General features: G+C 73.6%; 19 protein-coding genes. 16 read left to right on the forward strand and 3 right to left on the reverse strand.

What is annotated here, in order from left to right; all coding sequences use genetic code 11:
* Positions 1–7: 7 nt before the first annotated feature.
* From recN to ABEB09_RS26450, 3 genes are all read left to right on the forward strand, one after another.
* Positions 8–1,750, forward strand: coding sequence for a DNA repair protein RecN (gene recN / locus ABEB09_RS26440; RefSeq protein WP_345692411.1), 1,743 nt, complete (start codon positions 8–10; stop codon positions 1,748–1,750).
* A gap of 650 nt (positions 1,751–2,400) precedes the next feature.
* Positions 2,401–3,144: a hypothetical protein gene (locus ABEB09_RS26445; protein WP_345692412.1), complete on the forward strand. Its 744-nt coding sequence runs from the start codon at positions 2,401–2,403 to the stop codon at positions 3,142–3,144.
* A 112-nt stretch (positions 3,145–3,256) separates the two neighbouring features.
* Positions 3,257–4,336 carry a glycosyltransferase family 4 protein gene (locus tag ABEB09_RS26450; protein WP_345692413.1) on the forward strand — a complete coding sequence of 360 codons (1,080 nt, stop codon included), beginning with the start codon at positions 3,257–3,259 and terminating at the stop codon, positions 4,334–4,336.
* A gap of 81 nt (positions 4,337–4,417) precedes the next feature.
* Here ABEB09_RS26450 and ABEB09_RS26455 read toward each other — a convergent pair whose 3' ends face one another.
* Together ABEB09_RS26455 and ABEB09_RS26460 are read right to left on the reverse strand one after the other, a co-directional pair.
* A complete protein-coding gene (locus ABEB09_RS26455) occupies positions 4,418–6,058 on the reverse strand; it encodes a PucR family transcriptional regulator (RefSeq protein ID WP_345692414.1) in 1,641 nt (546 codons plus the stop codon).
* A 23-nt stretch (positions 6,059–6,081) separates the two neighbouring features.
* On the reverse strand, positions 6,082–6,582 hold the full coding sequence (locus ABEB09_RS26460) for a tetratricopeptide repeat protein (protein ID WP_345692415.1): 501 nt from the start codon (positions 6,580–6,582) through the stop codon (positions 6,082–6,084).
* 101 nt (positions 6,583–6,683) lie between these two features.
* Here ABEB09_RS26460 and ABEB09_RS26465 point away from each other — a divergent pair, with 101 nt between their 5' ends.
* Positions 6,684–8,195 carry an APC family permease gene (locus ABEB09_RS26465; RefSeq protein WP_345692416.1) on the forward strand — a complete coding sequence of 504 codons (1,512 nt, stop codon included), beginning with the start codon at positions 6,684–6,686 and terminating at the stop codon, positions 8,193–8,195.
* A 10-nt stretch (positions 8,196–8,205) separates the two neighbouring features.
* Entirely contained in the window at positions 8,206–9,849 is a 1,644-nt protein-coding gene (locus ABEB09_RS26470; protein ID WP_345692417.1) for a flavin monoamine oxidase family protein, read from the forward strand.
* On the opposite strand, the gene ABEB09_RS26475 is transcribed toward ABEB09_RS26470, so the two are convergent.
* Positions 9,846–11,648, reverse strand: a complete 1,803-nt coding sequence (locus tag ABEB09_RS26475) for a glycoside hydrolase family 15 protein (protein WP_345692418.1) — start codon at positions 11,646–11,648, stop codon at positions 9,846–9,848. The genes ABEB09_RS26470 and ABEB09_RS26475 overlap by 4 nt on opposite strands.
* 516 nt (positions 11,649–12,164) lie before the next feature.
* Here ABEB09_RS26475 and pyrG point away from each other — a divergent pair.
* The 11 genes from pyrG to ABEB09_RS26530 all read left to right on the forward strand — a co-directional run bounded on the left by pyrG (position 12,165) and on the right by ABEB09_RS26530 (position 25,826).
* The gene (gene pyrG / locus ABEB09_RS26480; RefSeq protein WP_345692419.1) at positions 12,165–13,826 is read left to right on the forward strand and encodes a CTP synthase; all 1,662 of its coding nucleotides are present in this window, start codon (positions 12,165–12,167) and stop codon (positions 13,824–13,826) included.
* A 93-nt stretch (positions 13,827–13,919) separates the two neighbouring features.
* On the forward strand, positions 13,920–14,546 hold the full coding sequence (locus ABEB09_RS26485; RefSeq protein WP_345692420.1) for an NUDIX domain-containing protein: 627 nt from the start codon (positions 13,920–13,922) through the stop codon (positions 14,544–14,546).
* A gap of 318 nt (positions 14,547–14,864) precedes the next feature.
* A complete protein-coding gene (locus ABEB09_RS26490; protein WP_380842137.1) occupies positions 14,865–17,060 on the forward strand; it encodes a tetratricopeptide repeat protein in 2,196 nt (731 codons plus the stop codon).
* A 152-nt stretch (positions 17,061–17,212) separates the two neighbouring features.
* The gene (gene ald, locus ABEB09_RS26495; RefSeq protein WP_345692421.1) at positions 17,213–18,328 is read left to right on the forward strand and encodes an alanine dehydrogenase; all 1,116 of its coding nucleotides are present in this window, start codon (positions 17,213–17,215) and stop codon (positions 18,326–18,328) included.
* Positions 18,329–18,766: 438 nt separating this feature from the next.
* Positions 18,767–19,870 carry a ParA family protein gene (locus tag ABEB09_RS26500; protein WP_345692422.1) on the forward strand — a complete coding sequence of 368 codons (1,104 nt, stop codon included), beginning with the start codon at positions 18,767–18,769 and terminating at the stop codon, positions 19,868–19,870.
* Positions 19,855–20,427 (forward strand): hypothetical protein, encoded by a 573-nt coding sequence (locus ABEB09_RS26505; RefSeq protein WP_345692423.1) that lies wholly within the window; start codon positions 19,855–19,857, stop codon positions 20,425–20,427. Before ABEB09_RS26500 ends, ABEB09_RS26505 begins: the two co-directional genes overlap by 16 nt.
* A 703-nt stretch (positions 20,428–21,130) precedes the next feature.
* A complete protein-coding gene (locus ABEB09_RS26510) occupies positions 21,131–22,177 on the forward strand; it encodes a segregation and condensation protein A (protein ID WP_380842157.1) in 1,047 nt (348 codons plus the stop codon).
* On the forward strand, positions 22,177–22,779 hold the full coding sequence (scpB, locus tag ABEB09_RS26515; RefSeq protein ID WP_345692424.1) for an SMC-Scp complex subunit ScpB: 603 nt from the start codon (positions 22,177–22,179) through the stop codon (positions 22,777–22,779). The genes ABEB09_RS26510 and scpB overlap by 1 nt, the downstream gene beginning before the upstream one ends.
* Positions 22,779–23,849: a pseudouridine synthase gene (locus ABEB09_RS26520; protein WP_345692425.1), complete on the forward strand. Its 1,071-nt coding sequence runs from the start codon at positions 22,779–22,781 to the stop codon at positions 23,847–23,849. Before scpB ends, ABEB09_RS26520 begins: the two co-directional genes overlap by 1 nt.
* 205 nt (positions 23,850–24,054) lie before the next feature.
* Complete coding sequence (locus tag ABEB09_RS26525) at positions 24,055–24,807, forward strand: NUDIX hydrolase (RefSeq protein WP_345692426.1); 753 nt, start codon at positions 24,055–24,057, stop codon at positions 24,805–24,807.
* Complete coding sequence (locus tag ABEB09_RS26530) at positions 24,804–25,826, forward strand: ADP-ribosylglycohydrolase family protein (RefSeq protein WP_345692427.1); 1,023 nt, start codon at positions 24,804–24,806, stop codon at positions 25,824–25,826. Before ABEB09_RS26525 ends, ABEB09_RS26530 begins: the two co-directional genes overlap by 4 nt.
* Positions 25,827–25,828 lie beyond the last annotated feature (2 nt).

The following is a 25,828-nucleotide window of genomic DNA, read 5'->3' on the forward strand; positions in this document are numbered from 1 at the left end:
ACCTCGTATGGTCTTCCACGTGTTGGAGGAGATGCGGATACGGTCGCTCGGAGTCATCGACGACGCGGTGGTCGAGCTGTCACCCGGTTTCACCGCGGTGACCGGCGAGACCGGCGCGGGCAAGACCATGGTGGTGACCAGCCTGGGGCTGCTGCTCGGCGGGCGCGCCGACCCGGCCCTGGTGCGGATCGGCGCCCCGGCCGCCGTCGTCGAGGGACGGGTCAGCGTGCCCGGGGACGCCGGCGTCGCCCGGCGCGCCGAGGAGGCGGGCGCCGAACTCGACGAGGGCGCCCTGCTCATCAGCCGCACCATCTCGGCGGAGGGCCGCTCCCGGGCGCACCTGGGCGGCCGTGCCGTGCCCGTCGGGCTGCTCTCCGAGCTGGCCGACGACCTCGTGGCCGTCCACGGCCAGACCGACCAGCAGGGCCTGCTGAAGCCCGCCCGGCAGCGCGGCGCGCTCGACCGGTACGCGGGTGAGGCCGTCGCGGGTCCGCTCGCCGCGTACGGCGAGGCGTACCGCCGGCTGCGGGCCGTCACCGCCGAACTGGACGAGCTGACCACACGGGCCCGGGAGCGGGCCCAGGAGGCCGACCTGCTGCGGTTCGGGCTCGCCGAGATCGAGGCGGTCGAGCCGCGGGCCGGCGAGGACACCGAGCTGGCCACCGAGGCCGAGCGGCTCGGCCACGCCGAGGCCCTCGCCTCCGCCGCCGCCCTCGCCCACGGCGCGCTCGCCGGCAACCCCGAGGACCCGGAGGCCGTCGACGCGACGACCCTCGTCGCCGGTGCCGGGCGCGCCCTGGAGGCCGTACGGTCCCACGACCCCGCACTCGCGGCGCTCGCCGACCGGATCGGCGAGATCTCCATCCTCCTCTCCGACGTGGCCGGCGAACTGGCCGGATACGCCGACAAGCTGGACGCCGACCCGCGCCGCCTGGCCGCCGTCGAGGAGCGCCGCGCCGCGCTGACCGGGCTCACCCGCAAGTACGGCGAGGACATCGCCGCCGTGCTGGCGTGGGCCGAGGAGAGTGCCGCCCGGCTCACCGAACTGGACGGCGACGACGACCGGATCGGTGAGCTGACAGCCGAGCGGGACGCCCTGCGCGCCGAACTGTCCGGGCTCGCCCAGGCCCTGACGGACGCCCGGACCGAGGCCGCGGCCCGCTTCGCCGAGGCGGTCACCGCCGAGCTGGCCTCGCTGGCCATGCCGCACGCCCGGGTCTCCTTCGCCATCCGGCAGACCGAGGACCCGGACGGCGTCGACGTCGGCGGGCGGACCGTCGCGTACGGGCCGACCGGCGTCGACGAGGTCGAGCTGCTGCTCGCGCCGCACCCGGGCGCCCCGCCGCGGCCCATCGCCAAGGGCGCCTCGGGCGGTGAGCTGTCGCGTGTGATGCTCGCGGTCGAGGTCGTGTTCGCCGGTACGGACCCGGTGCCGACGTACCTGTTCGACGAGGTCGACGCGGGCGTCGGCGGCAAGGCGGCCGTCGAGATCGGCAGGCGGCTGGCCAAGCTCGCCAGGACCGCGCAGGTCGTCGTGGTGACGCACCTGCCGCAGGTCGCGGCGTTCGCCGACCGGCAGCTGCTGGTGGAGAAGACCAACGACGGCTCGGTCACCCGGTCCGGCGTGACCGTCCTGGAGGGCGAGGACCGCGTCCGCGAGCTGTCGCGGATGCTGGCCGGCCAGGAGGACTCGGAGACCGCCCGGGCCCACGCGGAGGAACTGCTCGCGACGGCACGGTCGGAGGTCTGACGCCTGCGGCCGTGCCGGCCGTGCCGGGCCCGCCCGGCGTTGCGGCGACCGCCCGGACGTCGGGCGTTGTGGCGGTGGCCGAACCTCGGGCGTTGCGGGGCTGCGGAGGCGTCGGGCGATTGCGGCGGCTGCGCGGACGTGGGGCGTCGCGCGGGCTGCGGTGACGCCCGGCATGGAAGGGGCTGTGGAGGCGTCGGGCGGTTCCGGCGGCTGCCCGAACCTGGGGCGTTGCGGCGGCCGCTCGGACGTCGGGCGTTGTGGCGGGTGGCCGAACCTCGGGCGTTGCGGGGCTGCGGACGCGTCGGGCGGTTGTGGCGGCTGCGCGGACGTGGGTCGTCGCGGGCGCTGCGGTGACGCCCGGCATGGAAACGCCGCGGCGTCGGGCGGTTCCGGCGGCTGCCCGAACCTTGGGCGTTGCGGCGGCCGCTCGGACGTCGGGCGTTGTGGCGGGTGGCCGAACCTCGGGCGTTGCGGGGCTGCGGAGGCGTCGGGCGGCTGCGCGGACGTCGGGCGTTGCGGTGGTGCCCGGCATGGAAGGGGCTGCTGACGCGTCGGGCGGTTGTGGCGGCTGCGCGGGGCGTACGGGGTGGGGTCCGCCGCCCGGCACCTGCCGTGTCCGGTTTCAGGGGCCGCCCCGTAGGGTGACGGTCATGATCGACAAGCTTGCGAGGGCGGCCGCCGCGTTCGGCGCGGCCGCCGTGGCCGCGCGGGCCGTCCGCGCGGGGCTGCGGCAGCGCCGCCGGTCGGCGTGGGAGCGGACCAACCACGCCGGACGCACCGTCGACCTGTACGCGGCGCCCGCCGTCGCCGTCGGCACCGTCCTCGGCGCCGTACCGTGCCGGGACCGGGGTGCCGCCGTGCTGGCGACCGTCGCCGCCGCGGCCTGCGGGGCGTACGACGATCTCCGCGGCGACCACCGCAGGGGCTTCCGGGCACACCTCGGCGCGCTGCGGCAGGGGGAGGTGACCAGCGGGGCCGTCAAGTTGTTCGGGATCGGCGCCGCCGGGCTCGCCGCCGGGGCGCTGCTCAAGGAGCGGCCCCTCGACAAGGTGCTCGCCGGCGTCGTGATCGCCGGGACCGCCCACGCCGTCAACCTCGTGGACGTACGCCCCGGCCGTGCCGTGTCGGCCGTCCTCGCGCTCGGCGCGCCCGGCCTCCTCCGGGGCGGTGCCCTCGCCGCCGCGCCCATGGGCGCCGCAGCGGCGGTGGCCGCCGACGACCTGGGCGAGCGGACCATGCTGGGCGACACCGGGGCGCACGCCCTCGGTGCGGCCCTCGGCACCGCCGTCGCCGCCGCCAACGGACGGCTCGGCCTCACCCTCCACGCCGCCGCCCTCATCGCGGCCGCCGTCAACGGAGAGACCGTCAGCCGCCTCGCACGCTCACCCATGTGAGTGAACCGGGCGGCGAGGTCACGCCCCTCGACGGCGGAAAGTCGCGGAATGCGGCGGGTCCGGCAGCAGAGCCGGTGCCGGAACGTGCGTACGGGCTGGCATCCTTGGGCGCGTGACACAGCTGCGTACGGTCCAAGTGCTGGGCGGCGGCAGCGCGGGCAGCAGCGCTCATGTCAGATCACTGGCCGCCGGGCTCGTGGCGAGGGGCGTGCGGGTGACCGTGTGCGCCCCCGCGGAGCTGGACCACGACTACGACTTCCTCGGGGCCGGGGCCCACTTCGTCCCCGTCCCGCGCCGCAGCGACCCCTTGTCCGTCGGCGCCCTGCGGGCCGCGTGCGTGGGCGCCGACGTGGTCCACGCCCACGGGGTGCACGCCGCCGTGCGGGCCGCGATGGCGCTGGCCTCCCAACACGTGCCGCTCGTCGTCACCTGGCACAGCCGGCCGCACGCCGAGGGTGCCCGCAGGCAGCTGCTGCGGCTCATGGAGCGAAAGGCCGTACGCGCGGCGGCCGTTGTCCTCGGCACGTCCTCGGAGCTGGTCGACCGCGCCCGGCGGCGGGGTGCCCGCGACGCCCGGCTCGGTCCCGTCACCAGCCCCGCGCCCCGGCAGGTCGATGACCTCGGCGACCACGGCAAGGCGCGGGCCGAACTCGGCGCCGTCGACCGGCCGTTGGTCATGTCCGTCGGCCCCCTGGAGCCGTACCGCGGCCACGACACCCTGCTGGACGCGGCCCGTTCGTGGCTCGGCCACGACCCCGTGCCGCTGGTCGCCGTCGTCGGCGAGGGGCGGCAGCGCGGGGCGCTGCAGCGGCGCATCGAGACCGAGGAACTGCCGGTGCGGCTCCTCGGGCACCGGGAGGACGCCGGATCGCTGCTCGCCGCGGCGGACGTCGCCGTGCTGGCGAGCCGGTGGGAGGCGCGGGCACCGCTGGCGCAGGAGGCGCTGCGGCTGGGCGTTCCGCTGGTCGCGACCGCGGTGGGCGGGGTGCCGGAGCTGGTGGGGGAGGCGGCGGAGCTGGTGCCGTACGGGGATGCCGTCGCCCTCGCGTCCGCGGTGTCCCGGCTGCTGGCCGACCCGGGGCGGCGGGCCGCGCTGGCGGAGGCGGGGCGGCGGCAGGCGCGGACGTGGCCGACGGAGGACGAGACGATCGCGCAGGTGCTGAGCGTGTACGACGAACTGTGCGAACGCTGACGCGTTCCGGCTCGGTCCTGCGGGTGGGCCGCCGCCCGCCGTGGTGCAGGTGCGGGGGCCCAGGGGCCGGGGCGCGACTGCTCACAGCGGCGGCTGCACATGCCTCCGGGCCCGGAGGGCCAAGGAGAGGGCCAGCACCGTCTGGGGGTCGTCCAGGTCGGTGCCCAGGAGGTCGGCGATGCGGGACAGGCGGTTGTAGAGCGTCTGGCGGTTGAGGTGCAGTTCGCGTGCCGTCTCCGCCTTGCGGCCCGCGTGCGCCAGGTACGTCTCCAGTGTGGGCAGCAGCGGCGGGCGGGAGGTCGCGTCGTGGTCGCGCAAGGGGCCGATGGCCCGGTCAACGAACGCCGCCAGGGCCGCCTCGTCGTGCTGGTGCAGCCGCCACAGCAGCAGGTCGGTGTCCAGGCGGCGGGCGTCGTGCCAGGGCCGGTCGGGCAGCCCGTGGGCGGCGGCCGCGGTCTCGGCGGCGTGCCGCAGGCCGGCCGACGCGGCGGCCCAGCCGCCCGCGACGCCGACGACGACGACCGGCGGGTGGCCGCCCGCCCGGTCGAGCCCGGCGCGCTCCACGCCGGCCCGCAGCGCGGCGGCCACCCGGTCCGCGACGGCGGCGCGCTCCGACTCGGCGCGCAGCCCCACCAGGAGCGGCACGCGGCCCTCCACCGGGCGGACGCCCAGGAGGACGGGCACGCCGACGGAGGCCAGCTCCTCCAGGACCGCGCGGGCCAGCAGGGCCCAGTTGCCGGAGGGCGCCAGTTCGGGGGCCAGCCGCATGACCGCCGGGAGCAGCGGGCCGCCCACCGGCCGGAAGCCGAGGACCCGGGCCTGCGCGGGCGCGTCGTCGGCCGCGATCCGGCCCTCGGCGAGGTCCGTGAGGAAGTCGCCGCGGCCCCGCGCCGCCAGCTCCTCCTCCTGGCGGGCCTGCATCAGGACGACCGCGAGGATCCCGGCCGCCCGCTCCGCCGCCATCCGGTGCACCGGCAGCGGCGCCCCCGACACCGGCAGCAGCACCAGCCGGGCGCGCACCGCGCCGGTGCCCGGGCCGCCGCCCGGCACGTCCACGACGACCGCGCCCGCGGGCGGGGCCTCGCGTGCCGCGCGCTGCCCGCGCAGGCCCTCCCACACCTGGAGCGGGTCGGCGCAGGCGGTGCCGGGTACGGCGTCCACGGCGTACAGGAGCTGCCCGTCGGGGGTCTCCAGGAACACCGGGTTCCCGGCGAACTCGGCCAGGATGCGCAGGACCTGCGGCACCCCTCCGCCGTCGAGCAGCGCCCGGGTGCACTGCCGGTGCACCTCCTCGGCCTGCCGCAGCAGCGCGTAGTGCCCGTTGACGATCTCGGTGTGGACCTCCTCCGTGACGGAGACGAACGGGACCTCCCGGTGCAGCTGCACCAGCGGCAGGCCCGCGGTCCGCGCGGTGTCCACGATCGCCGCCGGGAGCCGCGCGAACCGGTGGCCCAGCTCGACGACCAGCGCGGCGATGCCCCGGTCCGCGAGCCGCCGTACGAACGCGCGCTGCTCGGCCGGGCGCGTCCCGAGCCCGAGGCCCGTGGTCAGCAGCAGCTCACCGCCCTTGAGCAGCGAGGCGATGTTCGGCACCTCGCCGGCGTGCACCCAGCGCACGGTGCGGTGCAGCCGGTCGGCGCCCGCCACCACCTCGGGCAGTCCGGCGCGCAGGCCCGGCAGCTCCAGTGCGCGCCGTACGGTGATCCCACCCTGTTCGTCCATGGCGGGGACGGTACCCGCTGGGCTCAGACGGTGGCGTCCAGGTCCCCGGCGTAGTGCTCGACGGCCCGCCGGTACCGCCGTACGGAAGGGTCGTCGCTGGTCGCGGCCAGCAGCGTCAGCAGGAGGCGCATGGCCTCGCCGTGCTCGCCCGTGTTGTGCAGGGCCATGGCGAGGAACGTCCGCAGGGCCCCGTCGTCGGGGAACTCCGCCACACCGCCGCGCAGCACCTCGACCGCCTCCGCGTACCGGCCGAACACCCGGTGGGTGCTGCCCAGGCCGAGGAGGGCGCCCCTGCGGTCCTCGTCGGAGAGCCCCGGCAGCGCGAGGCCGCGCTCGTAGAACGGGACGGCCTCCGCCTCCAGGCCCAGTACGTCGTGCGCCCACGCGGTCTGGTAGGCGACCTCGGCGTCGTGCGGATGCTCGGCGGCCAGGGCGAGGAGCCGCTCCCTGGCCTGTTCGTGGTGTCCCCGCTCGCGCAGCCGGACCGCCTCGGCGAGCTCCCGGTCCCTGGTGTGATCGGCCATGGGCCCATCCTCCCAGGGCGACAACTCGTCTGCCCCACAGGCTTATTGAGTGACCCTCTGTCGATTGTGGTGCACGTCACATGGGGCCAGGGTGTCCGGGCATGGCAGAGAAACCAGCGGTACCCGACGTACAGCGGCTCAAGGCCAACTCCGTGGGCCTCGTCGGCGTCGTCTTCATGGCCGTCGCCACCGCCGCCCCCATCACCGCGATGACCGGCAACCTGCCCATCGCCGTCGGCCACGGCAACGGCACCGGCGCCCCGGCCGGTTACCTCTTCGCGACGCTCGTCCTGACCGTGTTCTCCGTCGGCTACGTCGCCATGGCGCGGCGCATCACCGCCGCCGGAGCCTTCTACGGCTACATCTCCCACGGCCTCGGCCGGATCGCCGGCATGGCGTCCGGCATGCTCGCCGTGCTGGCGTACATCGTCTTCGAGGCCTCCATCGTGGGGGTCTTCGCCTACTTCACCCGGACCACCGTGGCGGACCAGCTCGGTGTCGACCTGCCGTGGATCGTGTACGCGGGCGCGATGCTCGCGGTCACGGCCGTCCTGGCGTACTTCGACATCAACCTCACCGCCAAGGCGCTCGGCGCGATGCTGGTCGCCGAGGTCGCCGTGCTGTTCGCCGTCGCCACGGCCGTCCTGCTCGCGGGCGGCGGCCCCGACGGCATCCCCGCCGAGCCGCTCGCCCCGGCCGGGGCGTTCACCGGCACGTCCGCCGGGCTCGGACTGTTCTTCGCGTTCTGGTCCTGGGTGGGCTTCGAGTCCACCGCCATGTACGGGGAGGAGTCCAAGGACCCCAAGCGGGTCATCCCGCGCGCCACGCTCATCGCCGTCGTGGGCGTGGGGCTGTTCTACGTGTACGTGTCGTGGATGGCCGTCGCCGGGAACGGCCTGAGCGGGTCCCTCGCCGTCGCGGCCTCCGCCGATCCGCTGGAGCTGTTCTTCGCGCCCGCCCGGACCCACCTGGGCCCGTGGGCCGTCGACGCTTTCCAATGGCTCCTGCTCACCGGGTCGTTCGCCTGCGGCATGGCCTTCCACCAGTGCGCCTCGCGCTATCTGTACGCCATCGGGCGCGAGGGCTTCCTCCACCCGGCGCTCGGCCGCACGCACCGGCGGCACGGCTCCCCGTACATCGCCTCCTTCGCGCAGAGCGTGATCGCCGTCCTGCTCGTCGGGGCGTTCTGGGCGGCCGGACAGGACCCGTACATCCACCTCTACACGCTGCTCGCCATCCTCGGCACGATGGCGATCCTCATCGTGCAGACACTCTGCTCGTTCGCTGTCATCGGCTACTTCCGCCGCCACCACCCCGAGGACCGGCACTGGTTCCGGACCTTCACCGCGCCGCTGCTCGGCGGCATCGGCATGGCCGCCGTCGTCGTGCTGCTCGTGCTGAACATGGACACCGCCGCGGGTACCGCCGCCGACTCGGTGCTGTTCCGGCTCATTCCCTGGATCGTCGGCGCCGTCTTCTGCGCGGGCCTCGGCCTGGGCGCGTACCTGCGGGCCAGGCGGCCGGAGAAGTACGAGATCATCGGCCGCATCGTCCTGGAGGACGCGGCCGAGCGCGACGAACCCCGTACGTCCACCGTTCCCGCGACCCTCTGAGGAGCCCTCCATGGCACGTTCGCAGGCGATGCACCTGCTGAAGAGGCTGGCCGCCGAACACCGTGACGCCGAGCGGCTGCGCATGCCCGTCGCCGAACTGCGCGGCCTGCGCGCCGAGCGGGACGGAATCGGCCGCCGGACGCTGCTCCGTCGCGCCGCGGCCCTGGGCCTGGCGGCCACCGCCGGGGCCACCACGCCCGCGTTCGCGGCGGCGCCCGTGCCCGCGCGGACGGGCGCCGCCGCGCGGATCGCCGTCGTCGGCGCGGGCATCGCGGGCCTCACCGCGGCCCTGACCCTGCACGACGCGGGCCTGCCCTGCACGCTCTACGAGGCGACCCCGTCCCGCGTAGGCGGCCGCATCCGCACCCAGCGCGACCACTGGGCGTACGGGCAGACCTCCGAGATCGGCGGCGAGCTGATCGACACCGGCCACAAGAAGATGCTGGAGCTGTGCCGCCGCTTCTCGCTGCCCGTGGAGGACTTCCTGGGCGGCGGACCGAGCGGCGCCGAGGAGGTCCTCTGGTTCGACGGCGCCTACTACCCGCGCGACCGGGCCGACGAGGACTTCAAGGCCGTCTACCAGGCCCTGCACCGGGACCTGACGGAGGCCGGCGAGGTCATGTGGAACAGGACCACCCCGGCCGGCACCGCGCTCGACACCATGTCGCTCCACGAGTGGATCGAGACGCGGGTCCCGGGTGGGCACTCCTCACCGCTGGGCCAGTGGTTCGACGTGGCGTACACCGTCGAGTACGGCGCCGACACCGTCGACCAGTCCTCGCTCGCCCTCGTCCTGCTGATGGGCTACCAGACCAATCCGGGCAACTTCAACATCTGGGGCCTGTCCAACGAGCGCTACCACGTCATCGGCGGCAACGACCAACTGCCGCGCGCCATCGCCGCGTCCCTGCCGGACGGCACGATCCGCCACGGCTGGTCGCTCACCGCCGTACGGGCCAACGGCGACGGCACGCAGACGCTCACCTTCGACGACTCCGGCTCCGTGCGCACCGTCACCGCCGACCACACGGTCCTGTGCGTGCCGCTGCCCGTCCTCCAGGGCCTCGACCTCGGCCGGGCCGGGTTCGACGCCCGGATGACGAACCTGCTGCGCGACGCCGGGATGGGCCACTGCACCAAGCTCAACCTGCAGTGCTCCAGCAGGCCCTGGCGCGGCACCGGCCCCTGGCCGGGCGTGTCGGCGGGCGACTGCTTCACCGACTCCGACGTCCAGCAGACCTGGGACACCACCAAGATCCAGCCCGGTACGGGCGGCATCCTCATCCAGTACGCCGGTGGCGGCCTCGCCCGGGCGCTGACGCCCGCCGGGCCATTCTCCACGGAGTCCGACCGGTACGTCCGGGACCTCGCGAGGCGCCGGCTGGCGGGCGTCGACGCGTTCTTCCCCGGCACCTCCGCCGCCTGGACCGGGCGCGCCCAGCTCTCCGCCTGGCACCTGGATCCGCACACCCGGGGCGCCTACTCGTACTGGCCCGTCGGCTACCTCCACCGCTACGCCGGCTACGAGGGCACCGCCCAGGGCAACGTCCACATCGCCGGCGAGCACTGCAGCTACGACTTCCAGGGCTTCATGGAGGGCGGCGCGACCGAGGGGGAGCGCGCCGCCCGCGAGGTGATCGCGGCGGTCGGCTAGCCGCCGTACGCGCCGGAGGCGGTCAGCCGCAGTGCCGTGTCGATCAGCGGCACGTGGCTGAACGCCTGCGGGAAGTTCCCGACCTGGCGCTGCAGCCGGGGGTCCCACTCCTCGGCGAGCAGCCCCAGGTCGTTCCGCAGGGCCAGCAGCTTCTCGAAGAGCTGGCGGGCCTCGTCGACCCGGCCGATCATCGCCAGGTCGTCGGCCATCCAGAACGAGCAGGCGAGGAACGCGCCCTCGTCGCCGGGCAGGCCGTCGACGCCCTCGTCCGAGCCCTGCGTCGGGTAGCGCAGGATGAAGCCGTCCTCCGTGGACAGCTCCCGCTGGATCGCCTCGATCGTGCCGATGACCCGCTTGTCGTCCGGCGGCAGGAAGCCCATCTGCGGGATGAGCAGCAGCGAGGCGTCCAGCTCGTCGGAGCCGTAGGACTGCGTGAACGTGTTGCGCTCGGGGTCGTAGCCCTTCTCGCACACATCGCGGTGGATCTCGTCGCGCAGCTCGCGCCAGCGCTCCAGCGGGCCGTCGGCGTCGCCGGACTCGATGAGCTTGATGGTGCGGTCGACGGCCACCCACGCCATGACCTTGGAGTGCACGAAGTGGCGGCGGGGGCCGCGGACCTCCCAGATGCCCTCGTCGGGCTCCGTCCAGTGCTTCTCCAGATAGTTGATCAGCTTGATCTGGAGGAGCGAGGCGTAGTCGTTGCGGGCCAGACCGGTCATGTGGGCCAGGTGCAGGGCCTCGGTGACCTCGCCGTACACGTCGAGCTGGAGCTGTGCGGCGGCGCCGTTGCCGACCCGGACCGGCGCGGAGTTCTCGTAGCCGGGCAGCCAGTCCAGCTCGGCCTCGCCCAGCTCGCGCTCGCCCGCGATGCCGTACATGATCTGCAGGTTCTCGGGGTCGCCGGCGACCGCGCGCAGCAGCCACTCGCGCCAGGCGCGGGCCTCCTCGCGGTAGCCGGTGCGCAGCAGCGAGGAGAGGGTGATCGCCGCGTCCCGCAGCCAGGTGTAGCGGTAGTCCCAGTTGCGGACGCCGCCGATGTCCTCCGGCAGGGAGGTCGTGGGCGCGGCGACGATCCCGCCCGTCGGGGCGTACGTCAGGGCCTTCAGGGTGATCAGCGAGCGGATGACCGCCTCGCGGTACGGGCCGCGGTAGGTGCAGTGGTCCACCCACTCGCGCCAGAACTCGCTCGTGGCCTCCAGGGCGGCCTCGGGGTCGGGCAGCGGCGGCTGGGGGTGGTGCGACGGCTGCCAGCTGATGGTGAAGGCGACCCGCTCTCCGGGGGTGATCGTGAAGTCCGAGTACGTGGTCAGTTCCTCGCCGTACGTCTCGCACGGCGTGTCGAGCCATACGGAGTCGGGTCCGGCGACCGCGACCGTCCGGTTGTCGATCTTGTGCACCCACGGCACGATCCGGCCGTAGCTGAACCGCATGCGCAGCGCGGAGCGCATCTTCACGCGGCCGCTGACGCCCTCGACGATCCGCACCAGCTGCGGGGCCCCGTCACGGGGCGGCATGAAGTCGGTGATGCGCACCGTGCCGCGCGGCGTGTCCCACTCCGATTCGAGGATGAGGGAGTCGCCGCGGTAGCGCCGCCGGTCGGCGACGGGGGGTTCGGTGCCCTCGGCGTGCATCGGTCCGATGCGCCAGAAACCGTGCTCCTCGGTCCCGAGGAGTCCTGCGAAGACGGCATGCGAGTCGAAGCGGGGCAGGCACAGCCAGTCGGCCGTGCCGTCCCGGCAGACCAGGGCAGCGGTCTGCATGTCTCCGATGAGTGCGTAGTCCTCGATGCGCCCGGCCACGTGCAATCTCCAGTCGAACGGCCACGTTCGCCCCGCGGGGCGCTTACTGGGGTCAGGGTCAAGGATCGTTGACACGAGGGGGTCCCGGGCGACGGGCGGGGGTGGTGCCGTATGACGGGCCTGACTCGGCAACGGGTGTCCGAGCAGGATACGACGCGCCCAGGTCCTCTGTGTGATCTTCCTGGTAGCGAGGGGAGCTGAACGAGTGAGCCAGTACCCCGCTGTGCGAATGCATGCACCGCTCGTAACGCATCACCTATCTCGCACAGGTTCGAACGAAGCTCAACATCCCTGAACATTGGCTGATTCAGACGGGGCGCGTGGCCGGAACGCGGCGACCCCGGGTCGCTGATACCCTGGTAGCCCGTGGACCGGTGGGCGCCGCAGAACCAATCGGCGGCCCCCGAACCGCAGCGACGGCACCCCCGGAATCCTTCGGATGTCATCCTTCCGATTTTCCGGATCGGACGCCGGTACGCACCTCCAGACCGCGACCACGGGAGCCCCCTCTTGGCCATGCCGCCCAAATCCACGACGACCAAGCACATCTTCGTCACCGGGGGTGTCGCCAGCTCCCTCGGCAAGGGGCTGACCGCCTCCAGCCTGGGTGCGCTCCTCAAGGCGCGGGGCCTCCGGGTCACGATGCAGAAGCTCGACCCGTACCTCAACGTCGACCCGGGCACGATGAACCCGTTCCAGCACGGCGAGGTGTTCGTCACCAACGACGGCGCCGAGACCGACCTGGACATCGGCCACTACGAGCGGTTCCTCGACGTCGACCTCGACGGGTCCGCCAACGTCACCACCGGCCAGGTCTACTCCACCGTCATCGCCAAGGAGCGGCGCGGCGAGTACCTGGGCGACACCGTGCAGGTCATCCCGCACATCACCAACGAGATCAAGCACCGCATCCGGCGCATGGCGACCGACGACGTCGACGTCGTCATCACCGAGGTCGGCGGCACGGTCGGCGACATCGAGTCCCTGCCGTTCCTGGAGACGGTCCGCCAGGTCCGCCACGAGGTCGGCCGCGACAACGTCTTCGTCGTGCACATCTCGCTGCTCCCGTACATCGGTCCCTCCGGCGAGCTGAAGACCAAGCCGACCCAGCACTCCGTGGCCGCCCTGCGCAACATCGGTATCCAGCCCGACGCGATCGTGCTGCGCGCCGACCGGGACGTCCCGACCGCGATCAAGCGCAAGATCTCGCTCATGTGCGACGTCGACGAGGCGGCCGTGGTCGCCGCCATCGACGCCAAGTCGATCTACGACATCCCGAAGGTGCTGCACACCGAGGGCCTCGACGCCTACGTGGTGCGCAAGCTGGACCTGCCCTTCCGCGACGTCGACTGGACGACGTGGGAGGACCTGCTGGACCGCGTCCACAACCCGGCGCACGAGGTCACGGTCGCCCTCGTCGGCAAGTACATCGACCTGCCCGACGCCTACCTGTCGGTCACCGAGGCCATGCGGGCCGGCGGCTTCGCCAACAAGGCGCGCGTCAAGGTCAAGTGGGTCACCTCCGACGACTGCAAGACGCAGGCGGGCGCCGCACAGCAGCTCGCCGACGTCGACGCGATCGTCATCCCCGGCGGCTTCGGCGAGCGCGGCGTGAACGGCAAGGTCGGCGCCATCCAGTACGCCCGCGAGAACAAGATCCCGCTGCTCGGCCTGTGCCTGGGCCTCCAGTGCATCGTCGTCGAGGCCGCCCGCAACCTCGCCGGCATCCCGGACGCCAACTCCACCGAGTTCGACGCCGCCACCGCCCACCCCGTCATCTCGACGATGGAGGAGCAGCTGGCGTACGTCGAGGGCGCCGGCGACCTGGGCGGCACCATGCGGCTCGGCCTCTACCCGGCCAAGCTCGCCGAGGGCTCCATCGTCCGCGAGGTCTACGACGACCAGCCGTACGTCGAGGAGCGCCACCGCCACCGCTACGAGGTGAACAACGCCTACCGCGCGGAGCTGGAGAAGAAGGCCGGCATCGTCTTCTCCGGCACCTCCCCGGACAACAAGCTCGTCGAGTACGTGGAGTACCCGCGCGACGTCCACCCGTACCTGGTCGCCACCCAGGCGCACCCGGAGCTGAAGTCGCGCCCGACCCGGCCGCACCCGCTGTTCGCGGGCCTGGTGAAGGCCGCCGTCGAGCGCCAGCAGCAGGCGAAGGCCGCCAAGTAGGGGCCCGGCCGACAGGAGATACGGTTGACCGGGGTACGGGCGCGGAGCCCGTACCCCGGTTTTCTGCGTTCTCTGCGCGAGGGAGGATCCCGCATGACCATCAAGGACACGCCCGAGGAGTGGCAGGTCACCGCGACGGCGACCCCGTTCCGCGGCAACAAGACGAGTGTCCGCACCGACGACGTGGTCATGCCCGACGGTTCCGTCGTACGCCGCGACTACCAGGTCCACCCCGGTTCGGTCGCCGTCCTCGCCCTCGACGACGAGGACCGCGTCCTGGTCCTGCGCCAGTACCGCCACCCCGTGCGCCAGAAGCTGTGGGAGATCCCGGCCGGCCTGCTGGACGTCCCCGGCGAGAACCCGCTGCGCGCCGCCCAGCGCGAGCTGTACGAGGAGGCGCACGTCAAGGCGGGGGAGTGGCACGTCCTGACCGACGTCTACACCACCCCGGGCGGCTGCGACGAGGCCGTACGGATCTTCCTCGCGCGGGGCCTGTCCGAGGCGGACGGCGACCGCTTCGAGGTCTCCGAGGAGGAGGCCGACATGGAACTGGCCCGCGTCCCGCTGGACGAACTGGCCCGGGGCGTGCTGGCCGGCGACCTCCACAACACCTGCCTGGTGGTGGGCGTCCTCTCGGCCCTGGCGGCCCGCTCGGGCGACGGCTTCGCCGCCCTGCGCCCGGCCGAGGCCCCCTGGCCGGCGCGGCCCTTCCAGGCCTGACAGGAGAGGTCACGGGGAGTGGCTGCGGCCGCCGGCCGACGGTCCGGCCGGAGCCCGTGGGAGTGGCCGGTCAAGCCGGTGGCGGAAGCCGTCCGGGTGGGTGAACGGTCGGCGGGCAGCCGGTCCGGCGGGAGACGGGCCGGAAGGGCTCACGGGGCCGCCGGACGGGGGATTTCCATGTGACCATCTTCTGATCCGATTGGGCGATCCGCGGGCCCCGCTCCGCGCCGTTCGCCGACCGGGCTGAACTACGCTCGGAGAACCCGCGCGGAGACCCGGCGGGATCGGCTCGTGCGCAGACGGACGGGAGCGTGGCCCGTGACGGATCAGGCGGTGAACATCGGCGACGCCGAGCGGCCCGGCGCGGGCGGCTCCACGCCGGCGGACGCCGGACGTGGTCCCACGGCACAGCGCCACGACGACCCGGGCACACCCCCCGGCTTCGAGCGCCGCGCCCCCTTCCTGGGGCGGCAGCGCGAGCTGAAGACCCTGCGCGTCGACATCTCGCGCGCCGGCCTCGACACCCTCGCCGGCCGCAAGTCCCCCCGCGCCCGCGTCCTGCTGATCGCCGGCCGCCCCGGCAGCGGCCGTACCGCCCTCGCCGAGGAACTGGTCCGCGACCTCGCCCGGGGCTACCGCGACGGCGTGCTGCGCGCCCGGCTGACCGAACCCGGGGGCGACCCCGTACCGGTCGAGCGGGCCGCCCGGGCCCTGCTCGACGACCTCGGGATCCCTTCCCCCGCCGGCGCCGACGAGGACGAGCTGACCGCGCTCCTGCGCGACGCCCTCCGCGAGCGCCGCGTCCTGCTGCTCCTCGACGACGCAGCGGACGCCGAGCAGGTCGACGCCCTGCTGCCCGAGAACCACGAGTGCCTGGTCGTGGCCGTGGCGCACGGCCCGCTCACCGGCATCCCCGACGTCCGGCCCTGCACGGTCGGCGGCATGGACGTGAAGTCCGCCATCGAACTCCTCGACCGCTACGCGGGCTCCGTACGGATCACCGTCGACCCGCAGGCCGCCGAGACGCTCACCGAGCTGTGCGGCGGCCAGCCCGCCGCCCTCGTCCTGGCGGGCGGCTGGCTCGCCTCCCGGCCCACCTCGTCCGTCGCCGACCTCACCAAGCGCCTGCGCGCCGTGCCCGACGAACCGGACCGGCCGGTCGCCCTGCGCCCGCTGGCCCGCGCCTTCCACCTGGCCTACGAGGCCCTGCCCGTCCCCGCCGCCCGCGCCCTGAGGCTGCTCGTCCTCGCCCCGCTCGGCCTCGCCGACGCCCAGACGGTCTCCGCACTCGCCGGCTGCTCGGTCTCCGCGGCCACCTCGCTGCTGGAGGGCTTCGCCGCCTTCGGGCTCGTACGGGAAGGGGCGCACGGCCAGTACGAGGTGCCCGGCTGCCTCGTCCCGCTGCTGCGGGAACGGCTCGAGGCCGAGGACCGGCCCGGCGAGGTGCAGCTAGCCCGCGCGCGCATGCTGGAGCGGACGGTACGGCTCCTCCAGTCCTGCCGGGCGGTCACCGAACCCGACGGCTCCTCCGCGCGCCGCCGCCTGGCCGGGCTGCCCCGCAACCTGCGCTTCCCCCACCGCGCGGCCGCCGCCGAGTGGCTGCGGCAGCGGCAGCCCGCCCTGCTGGCCTGCGCCCGCCTGGCGGTGGCCGACGGCCGGCTGGACACCCTCGCCCGCCGGCTGATCTCCGCCCTCGTACGCGCCCTCGCCGCGCACCGGGGCACCGAGGCCGCCGCCCCCGAGTTGTACGGGCTGCACCAGCTGGTCCTGGGCGTCGCCGAGCGGCGCGGCCTGCACCGCGAGCGCGCCGCCGCCCTGCTGAACCTCGCCGACCTGGACGCGAGCACCGGCCGCACCCAGGACGCCCTGGCCCGCTATCGCGAGGCCCTGGACGCCGGACGCCTGGCGAACGACCCGTACGCGACCGGCCGCGCCATGGAATCCGTAGGCGGCGCCCACCAGGAGCTGGGCGACTGGGAGCGGGCGGCCGACTGGTACGGGCGGGCCCTGTCGCAGCGCCTCGCCCGCGACGAGCGGGCCGACCAGGCCCGGCTCTACGGCCGGCTCGGCGCCGTCCACACCTACGCCGGCCGGTACGGCGAGGCGCTGCGCAACTGGCGTGCGGCCGCGGCCGGTTACCGGCGGCTCGGCGATGTCCCGGGGCACGCACGGGCGTTGAGCGAGGCGGCCAGGGTCCAGGAGTACGCCGGGCGGCCCCAGGAGTCGCTGCGCACCTGCGAGGAGGCCGTGGAATGGGCGCGCCGCGCCGGCGACGTACGGCTCCTTGCCGCGCTCCAGCTGCGCCTCGCGGACACCCTCGACCGGCTCGGCGACCCGACGGCCGCACGGCTGCACCGCGGCGCGGCCGGCCGGCTGCTGGCGCCGGGCACTCCCGAGGCCGTCGCGGACGACTCACCCCGCCTCCCCGGCCCCGGGGGGACCTCGGACCCCTCCATCCACACCAGCCACCGTGGATCCACCTACGAAATCCGTAGTGGTTCCGCGAAAGATTAATGCTTTGTAAGGCTAGACACGGGGAAGTCCTTCATTAGACTGGGTGCGCCGCGATTCACCGCGGTGTATCCCGGTGCGTCACCATGTAGCCGGGTATCTATCGCTGTGTAGCGCTTTGCCCCCAGTCCCCTGAGTCAAGGACCGTGATCGACGTGAAGGTCGGTATCCCCCGCGAGGTCAAGAACAACGAGTTCCGGGTGGCCATCACCCCCGCCGGTGTGCACGAGCTCGTGCGCAACGGTCACGAGGTGTTCATCGAGCAGAACGCCGGTGTGGGCTCCTCGATCACGGACGCCGAGTACGTCGCCGCCGGCGCGCAGATCCTGCCGACCGCCGACGAGGTCTGGGCCACCGCCGACCTGCTGCTCAAGGTCAAGGAGCCCATCGCGGAGGAGTACCACCGCCTCCGCAAGGACCAGACCCTCTTCACCTACCTGCACCTGGCCGCCTCCCGGGAGTGCACCGACGCGCTCCTGGAGTCCGGGACCACCGCCATCGCGTACGAGACGGTGGAGCTGGCCAACCGCGCCCTGCCGCTGCTCGCCCCGATGTCCGAGGTCGCGGGCCGCCTCGCCCCGCAGGTCGGCGCGTACCACCTGATGCGCTCCGTCGGCGGCCGCGGCGTCCTGCCGGGCGGCGTCCCCGGCACCCACGCCGGCAAGGCCGTCGTCATCGGTGGCGGCGTCTCCGGCTGGAACGCCACCCAGATCGCCGTCGGCATGGGCTTCCACGTGACCCTGCTCGACCGCGACATCAACAAGCTCCGCGAGGCCGACAAGATCTTCGGCACGAAGGTCCAGACGGTCGTCTCCAACTCCTACGAGCTGGAGAAGGCGGTCGTCGAGGCCGACCTCGTCATCGGTGCCGTCCTCATCCCGGGTGCCAAGGCCCCGAAGCTGGTCACCAACGAGCTCGTCGCCAAGATGAAGCCCGGAAGTGTCCTTGTCGACATTGCCATCGACCAGGGCGGCTGCTTCGAGGACTCCCGTCCGACCACCCACGCGGAGCCGACCTTCCAGGTCCACGACTCCGTCTTCTACTGCGTCGCCAACATGCCGGGCGCGGTCCCGAACACCTCCACCTACGCCCTGACCAACGCCACGCTGCCCTACATCGTGTCGCTGGCCAACAACGGCTGGGTCGAGGCGCTGCGCCGCGACTCCGCGCTGGCCAAGGGTCTCAACACGCACGACGGCAAGGTCGTCTACAAGGAGGTCGCCGAGGCCCACGGTCTCGAGCACGTCGAGCTGAGCTCGCTCCTCGGCTGACGGCTGTTCACTCCCCGTCAACCACCGCTCAACCCGGTGTGTACGGTCAACGCTGGCCGTCAACCTCACGCATCCGGCCGGACCTTGTTCGACGAGGTCCGGCCGGACGCATGTCCGGACGCACCCCTGTGCCCGTACAACTCGCCTCGAACGTAACCCTTTAGCCGTTTCGCACACCCGCGAAAGGTGGCGATGCACGGCCATGCACCCTTGACAGAAAGCCGTTCGGTTGCCGACACATCCCGCCGCGTCCGGCCGATTGTGTTGCTGCGGAGCGGTGACACGCCATAGAGTCGCCAACCGTCGGCATGGTGCCACGCTGACCTATCGATAAGTTTCCTGGTCACGTCCAAGGAGGTAAGACGACTTGTGAATGAGTCGACATTTGCTCCCGGGGGTGGTCAACCAGGAACGTCGGCGACGGGCCGGGGTGGTCCGTTGTCCGGGTTCCAGCCTGTCGGCTCCGTCGCTGTCCGGACCTTCGCGACGCACCAGCACATGACGACACCCCACACGATGAAGATGATGGACGGCCAACACGTGAACGCCATGGCCGGCAACGAGAGTGGCCGAGAGTCCACCCACTTCGCCGCCTACGACGAGCTGCCCGAGGGGCACTTCTACGACCCCGACGCCGAGTACGAGCCCGATCCGGAGTACGCGGCCACCCTCGCGCCCGACGCTGCCCGCCAGCGCCGCGAGCGGATCGGCCCGACCGGACGGCCCCTCCCGTACTTCCCGATCCCGGGCCCGCTCACCGAGCACGGCCCCGCGAAGATCATCGCGATGTGCAACCAGAAGGGCGGCGTGGGCAAGACCACGTCGACCATCAACCTGGGCGCCGCGCTCGCGGAGTACGGACGACGGGTGCTGCTCGTCGACTTCGACCCGCAGGGAGCCCTGTCGGTCGGCCTCGGCGTCAACCCGATGGAGCTGGACCTCACCGTCTACAACCTGCTCATGGAGCGGGGCATGTCGGCGGACGAGGTGCTGCTGAAGACCGCCGTGCCCAACATGGACCTGCTGCCGAGCAACATCGACCTCTCGGCCGCGGAAGTGCAGTTGGTGAGCGAGGTCGCGCGCGAGTCCACGCTGCAGCGCGCGCTCAAGCCGCTGATGCAGGACTACGACTACATCGTGATCGACTGTCAGCCCTCGCTGGGCCTGCTGACGGTCAACGCGCTGACGGCCGCTCACAAGGTGATAGTGCCGCTGGAGTGCGAGTTCTTCGCGCTGCGCGGTGTCGCCCTGCTGACCGAGACCATCGAGAAGGTCCAGGAGCGGCTCAACCCCGAGCTGGAGCTCGACGGCATCCTCGCCACGATGTACGACTCCCGGACGGTCCACAGCCGTGAGGTCCTGGCCCGGGTCGTCGAGGCGTTCGACGATCACGTCTACCACACGGTGATCGGCCGGACCGTCCGCTTCCCGGAGACCACGGTCGCCGGCGAGCCGATCACCACGTACGCCTCGAACTCGGTCGGCGCGGCCGCCTACCGCCAGCTCGCCAGGGAGGTGCTCGCCCGGTGTCACGCCGAGTGAGTCTGCCCGGTGCCGACGAGCTGTTCCGTACGACCGGGGGCATGGCGCTGCAGGCGTCCACGCCCCGACGCCAGACCCACGGTGAGGCCCGGGTGCCCGGCCAGGGCGGCGAGAGCGACCCGGCGGCCGCCACCGCCGAGCCCTCCTCGGCCAAGCCGTCCGCCCAGCCGTCCGCCAGGCCCACGGAGGAGCACACGGCCTCCGCGGCCGAGGCGGAGGCCGCGCAGCCGCGCAGCCGCGCGGCGGACGCCGAGGCCGGCACGGGCCCGGCGCCCAAGGCCGCCAAGGCGGCGGCCGCCGCCGCACCGGCCCGCCGCGGCCGCCGCTCGCCGAGCCGGCGCCCCAGTGGCCGGGAACGCCACGACGAGAAGATCACGGTCTACGTCTCCGCCGAGGAACTGATGGACCTCGAACACGCGCGGCTGGTGCTGCGCGGCGAGCACGGCCTCGCGGTGGACCGCGGGCGCATCGTCCGCGAGGCGGTCGCGGTGGTCCTGGCGGACTTGGAGTCCCGGGGCGACGCGAGCATCCTGGTACGGCGCCTGCGCGGACGCTGAGGCGGCCTGCGGGCGCGTACGGCACCGCTTCCCCGGGCGTGACCGGTAGCCTGCGGGCTCGCCGCCTCCGCTCGCCCCCTGGACCACGATGAACGACACCCCCGCCCCCCGCTCCCGCCGCCCCCTGGGCCGCGGCCCGGGCACGTCCACGGCGGCACCCACGGCCCCCTCGGACCCGCCGGACGGATCCGCCCCGGCCGAGGAGGACACCACCGGGAAGCGCCACCCGGGCGAGGCGGTCGCCGCGGCCGCCCCGGCCACGCCCCGCAGGGCCGCCGCCTCTGGTGAGGCGTCCTCCGCCGACGGCGTGCGGAACCCGGCGCACAGCCCGGACGCCCGGGGGACGGCGGCAACAGCCGCCCCGTACGACCACGCTGGTCCCGCCGCCCTCCCGGACACCCCGGACCTGGCCGGCGTTCCTGCCGACGTGGGGGCGCGGGCTCGGGCCGCCATCGACGCCTCGGTCCCGGCAGACGTCTCCGCCGACGTGGGGGCGCGGGGTCCGGGTGCCGTCGATGCCTCGGTCCCGGTCGGGGTTCCTGTCGACGCCGTCACGTCGGCTCCCGGTGCGGTCGACACCCCGGACCTGGCCGGGGTTCCTGGCGGCGTGGGGGCGCGGGCTCGGGCCGCCGTCGACGCCTCGGTCCCGGCAGACGTCCCCGCCGACGTGGGGGCGCGGGGTCCGGGTGCCGTCGACGCCTCGGTGCCGGTCGGGGTTCCTGTCGACGCCGGCACGTCGGCTCCCGGTGCGGTCGACACCCCGGATCCGGCCGGGGTTCCTGGCGGCGCGGGCGCTCCGGCTCCCGGTGCCGGCGGCGGTCCCGGCACGGCGCGCGAGGGCGTCGACTCCGGCCGGGCGGGGAACCCGGATCCTTCCGTCAGGGCGGGTGAGGTCGCCCGTCCTGGCGACTCCGGCCCTCCCCGGGATTCGCACGCCCTCGACGACGGCGACGCGCGGTTCACCGTGCGGCTGGCGAACTTCGAAGGTCCCTTCGATCTGCTGCTGCAGTTGATCGCCAAGCACAAGCTGGACGTCACCGAGGTCGCGCTGTCGAAGGTGACCGACGAGTTCATGGCGTACATCCGGGCCATGGGGCCCGACTGGGACCTCGACCAGACCACCGAGTTCCTCGTCGTCGCCGCCACGCTGCTGGACCTCAAGGCCGCCCGGCTGCTGCCCGCGGCCGAGGTGGAGGACGAGGCCGACCTGGCCCTCCTGGAGGCCCGCGACCTGCTGTTCGCGCGGCTCCTCCAGTACCGGGCGTACAAGCAGATCGCCGAGATCTTCAGCGGCCGCCTCGACCACGAGGGGCGCCGCCACCCCCGTACCGTAGGCCTCGAACCGCACCACGCCGAGCTGCTGCCCGACGTCGTCATCAGCATCGGCGCGGAGGGCTTCGCCCGGCTGGCCGTCAAGGCCATGCAGCCCAAGCCCCGCCCCCAGGTGTACGTGGACCACATCCACGCCCCCCTGGTCAGCGTCCGCGAGCAGGCGCAGGTCGTGGTCGCCCTGCTGCGCGAGCGCGGCCGGCTCACCTTCCGGGACCTCACCGAGGGCACCGACGACACCCTCACCGTCGTCGCCCGCTTCCTCGCCCTCCTGGAGCTGTACCGCGAGAAGGCCGTCGCCCTCGACCAGGACGACCCGCTGGGGGAGCTCACCGTCAGCTGGACCGGCGGCGACGCGGCCGCGACGGTGACCGACGAGTTCGACCGGGTCGTGGAGCCCGGGCAGGAGGAGAAGGCCTGATGGAGCTGAAGCCGGCCCTGGAGGCCGTCCTGATGGTGGTCGACGAGCCCGCCACCGAGGAACACCTGGCCAAGGTGCTCCAGCGGTCCCGCCGCGAGGTCGCCGACGCCCTGCGCGAGCTGGCCGACGAGTACGACGTACAGGGCCGCGGCTTCGAGCTGCGGGCCGTCGCCGGCGGCTGGCGCTACTACACCCGCCCCGCCTACGCGCCGGCCGTGGAGGGCTTCGTCCTGGACGGGCAGCAGTCCCGGCTGACCCAGGCCGCCCTGGAGACCCTGGCGGTCGTCGCGTACCGCCAGCCGGTCAGCCGCTCCCGCGTCTCCGCGGTCCGCGGAGTGAACTGCGACGGGGTCATGCGCACCCTCCTCCAGCGCGGTCTGGTGGAGGAGGCGGGCACGGAACCCGAGACAGGTGCGATCCTGTACAGGACGACGAACTACTTCCTGGAGCGGATGGGCCTGCGCGGCCTGGACGAACTCCCGGAGCTCGCGCCCTTCCTCCCCGAGGCGGACGCGATCGAGGCCGAGACGCAGGAAGGTGTCCCGTCGTTCGATCCGGATGCACCGGATTCCGAGGACGCAGACGACAAGACGGAACTTTGATGCGAAGCAGCGGCAGGAACAGCAGCGGGCGCGGTAACTACCGGGGCGCCGGCAACAAGCGCGACGAGAAGCAGCAGCGCGCGGGCCGGCCCCGTCCCGAGGAGCGCCGCTACGACGTCGGTGGCGGCTCCGGTTCCGCCGAGGGGCCGAAGCGGGGCCGCGGCGAGGCCGCCCGGGGCGGCGCCAAGGGCGGCCCCAAGCAGCCCCAGTCCCCCCAGCGCGGCCGGGGCAGCCGCACCGCGCCGGCGCGCTCGCGCGAGTACGAGGCCCGGGCCGAGGAGCGCAACCGCGAGCGGTACGCGAACAAGCCGCAGATCAAGACGCCCAAGACCTTCCCGGGCGCCGAGCAGGAGGGCGAGCGGCTGCAGAAGGTGCTCGCCCGCGCCGGCTACGGCTCGCGGCGTGCCTGCGAGGAGCTGGTCGAGCAGGCCAGGGTCGAGGTGAACGGCTCGATCGTGGTCGAGCAGGGCCTGCGCGTGGACCCGGAGAAGGACGAGATCAAGGTCGACGGGCTGACGGTGGCCACGCAGTCGTACCAGTTCTTCGCCCTGAACAAGCCCGCCGGTGTCGTCTCCACCATGGAGGACCCGGACGGCCGCCAGTGCCTCGGCGACTACGTCACCAACCGTGAGACGCGCCTGTTCCACGTGGGCCGCCTCGACACGGAGACCGAGGGCATCATCCTGCTCACCAACCACGGCGAGCTGGCCCACCGCCTCACCCACCCCCGCTACGGCGTGCGCAAGACCTACGTCGCCGCCATCCAGGGCCCCATCCCGCGCGACCTGGGCAAGCGGCTGAAGGACGGCATCCAGCTGGAGGACGGCTACGCCCGCGCCGACCACTTCCGGGTCGTCGAGCAGACCGGCAAGAACTACCTCGTGGAGATCTCGCTGCACGAGGGCCGCAAGCACATCGTGCGCCGCATGCTCGCCGAGGCCGGGTTCCCCGTCGACAAGCTCGTCCGGACCGCCTTCGGCCCGATCGCGCTCGGCGACCAGAAGTCCGGCTGGCTGCGCCGCCTGTCCAACACCGAGGTCGGCATGCTGATGAAGGAAGTCGGCCTCTGAGCCGTCCCGCCCCCGCGAAAAGCCCGCGTCCCGCGAAGGACGCGGGCTTTTCGCTTGTGCCGGCACCCCACCCCGTTTTATAGTCAGAATGACTCTTAAAGAGTCCCGGGGTGTACGGCGCCCACGGACCTGGACCTACGGGGGTGGACCAGGTCCACGGGCCCGTCACCACCACCCGACCCGTCCGCCCCCGCCCGGAGCAGCGATGAACGCCCAGGCCGCCGGCCAGGTACCCGAGGGCTACGACCCGCACGCCTTCGAACCCTTCGCCGTCACCGTCGACCTCGCCGTCTTCACGATCCGCGAGGACCGCCTGCACGTCCTGCTCGTCCGGCGCGGCCAGGACCCCTACAAGGACTGCTGGGCCCTGCCCGGCGGCTTCCTCCTGCCGCGCGAGTCCGCCGACGACGCCGCCCGCCGCGAACTCGCCGAGGAGACCGGCCTGTCCGACGCGACGGTGGCCCACCTCCACCTGGAACAGCTGCGCACCTACAGCGACCCCGACCGCGACCCCCGCATGCGCGTCGTGTCCGTCGCGTACACCGCCCTCGGGCCCGACCTGCCCGAGCCGCACGGCGGCGGCGACGCGGCCCACGCCCAGTGGCTGCCGTACGGCACCCAGGGCCCGCTCGCCTTCGACCACGACACGATCCTCGCCGACGCCCACGAACGCGTCGGCGCCAAGCTCGAGTACAGCTGCCTCGCCACCGCCTTCTGCCCGCCCGAGTTCACCCTCGGCGAGCTGCGCCAGGTGTACGAGACCGTGTGGGGCGTCCCCCTCGACCGCCCCAACTTCCGGCGCAAGGTCCTCGCCACGCCCGGCTTCGTCCGGGCCGTCGAAGGGCCGCCGCGCCTCACCGGAGGACGGGGCAAACCGGCCGCCCTCTACCGGGCCGGTGACGCCACCGCCCTGCACCCACCCCTGCTGCGACCGGAAGGACGGGAGACCACGGCATGATCGCTGCCAGGACCACCACCAAGCAGGCGGCCACGGGCTCGCTCGTCGGGCTGGCGCTCGGCGACGCGCTGGGCTTCCCGACGGAGTTCAACAGCGTGCCGTCCATCCTCGCCAAGTGCGGGCCGTGGCGGGAGATGGAACTGCCCCAGCCCGCCTTCGTGACCGACGACACACAGATGACCCTGGCCGTGGGCCGGGGCATACGGACCGCGATGGACCGCGGCGTGCTGGCGCCGGCGCGGCTGACCCGGCCGCTGCGCGAGGAGTTCGTCGACTGGTACCACTCGCCCGAGAACAACCGCGCCCCCGGCCGCACCTGCCTGGTGGCCTGCCGGCTGCTGGACGGCGACCGCCCCTGGCAGGACGCCAGTCAGATCGGCTCCAAGGGCTGCGGCGCCAACATGCGCGTCGCGCCCGTCGGGCTCGTCCCCGGGCTCAGCGAGGAACAGCGCGCCGGCGCCGCCCAGCTCCAGGCCGCGCTCACCCACGGCCACCCCACCGCGCTCGCCGCGTCCGACCTGACCGCCCGGGCCGTGTACCTGCTGACGCAGGGCGCCGAGCCGCTCGGCCTGATCGGGCTGCTGCGCTCGTACGCGTACGAGAACCGCTCCCGCTACCACGAGAAGTGGCTCGGCGACCTGTGGACCCGCTCGCAGGACCCCTCGCCGCAGCACTTCATCCAGCGCGGCTGGGACGAGTGCCTGGCCGCCCTGGAGCGGCTCGCGGCGGCCGTGCGCACGGCGAACCCCGAGACCGACCCGTGCCTGCTCGCGGGCGCGGGCTGGATCGCCGAAGAGGCGCTGACCGCGGGGCTGCTGTGCTTCCTGCTCTTCCCCGAGGAGCCGGTCACCGCCCTGCGCAGGGCCGCCTGCTCCAGCGGCGACTCCGACTCCATCGCCTGCCTGGCGGGCGCGTTCGCGGGCGCCCACCTCGGGGCCGGCGCCTGGCCCAAGGAGTGGGCCGAGCGCATCGAGTACCGCAGCGAGCTGCTGACGCTGGGCGCGCTCTGGGATGCTTGATC

The organism is Streptomyces coeruleoprunus (assembly GCF_039542925.1).
GTDB classification, from domain to species: Bacteria; Actinomycetota; Actinomycetes; order Streptomycetales; family Streptomycetaceae; genus Streptomyces; species Streptomyces coeruleoprunus.